At 46.5% G+C, this 559-nt stretch carries 1 protein-coding gene; it reads left to right on the top strand.

The annotated features are described in order from the left end of the window. Window positions 1–559, top strand: a 559-nt coding sequence (locus tag R7P74_RS28355; protein WP_443293523.1) for an NAD(P)/FAD-dependent oxidoreductase, incomplete at both ends; no start/stop codon positions are given.

Here is a 559-nt window from a genome sequence, read left to right as displayed (position 1 = left end):
AACGTCTTTAGACGCGGCTACCATGCTCGTAAGAAAACCAATATTCATCTTATTTACACGCTAGACATCATCGTTGAAGGCGATGAAACCGCGTTGCTAGCGAAGTTCGCAAACGATCCTCACGTTCGCCAAACGCCAGACATGGAATACAAGTTTGTTGCGAAAGCACCTGAGAACCTAACAGAGCGCCCAATCGTCATCGGTTTTGGTCCATGTGGTTTGTTTGCTGGTTTGGTGTTGGCTCAAATGGGTTTCAACCCAATCATTGTTGAACGTGGTAAAGAAGTACGTGAACGTACTAAAGATACTTTCGGTTTCTGGCGTAAACGCACGCTAAACCCAGAATCAAACGTACAGTTTGGTGAGGGCGGTGCGGGTACGTTCTCTGACGGTAAGCTGTACAGCCAAGTGAAAGATCCAAACTTCTACGGTCGCAAAGTGATCACTGAATTTGTAGAGGCTGGCGCACCAGAAGAAATTCTATACGTAAGTAAACCGCACATCGGTACTTTCAAGCTGGTAACGATGATCGAGAAAATGCGTGCGACTATCATCGAGC

The sequence above is a fragment of the Vibrio sp. 2033 genome (assembly GCF_033339735.1).
The sequence above is the reverse complement of the archived record's forward strand: the minus strand, read 5'-3'. Positions and strand labels throughout refer to the sequence as shown.